Source organism: Enterobacter cloacae complex sp. P14RS (assembly GCF_014895895.1).
GTDB lineage: Bacteria > Pseudomonadota > Gammaproteobacteria > Enterobacterales > Enterobacteriaceae > Enterobacter > Enterobacter bugandensis.
The window spans coordinates 308-715 of the sequence record NZ_JADBQM010000031.1 but is presented as its reverse complement, the minus strand read 5'-3'; the positions used below and the strand labels follow the sequence as shown (position 1 = coordinate 715).

General features: G+C 57.6%; 1 protein-coding gene. It reads left to right on the top strand.

Annotation, left to right across the window (positions count from 1 at the left end):
* Window positions 1–214: 214 nt before the first annotated feature.
* The coding region (locus tag IM295_RS22395; RefSeq protein ID WP_193067348.1) for a hypothetical protein at window positions 215–408 on the top strand (194 nt) is incomplete at its 3' end.

Genomic DNA, 408 nt, shown 5'->3' with positions numbered 1-408 from the left:
CACCCCCACGGGCAGCAGCCAGCCAGCACCGGCCGGATCTTTTTATAGCAGCCCTTCAGTCGACTCTATTGGTCGTGAGTCGTCTTGGTATCTGACATGCTCATTACAGACTCAGGTGGGGCAGACCCTGAGTGCAGAATACACCTTCACGTCAAATGGAAGCGGTACGGATAAATCCACCTTTATCTGGGGGAGATATGAGAGAACCAGTTGGATGCCGATCGAGGGGGCCACGGGGCGGGAATACACCCTCCGGGCCGAGGATGCGGGTTACAGCATTAAAGTGACGGTAATTCCGGAGGGCAGCAGCCAGCCTCAGCTGCAGGGCGATACACAGCACAGCCCGGCGGTGGATGCCTATGGTGCGCCGTCAATAACCAATCTGCATATCTCCGGCACGCCGAAGGT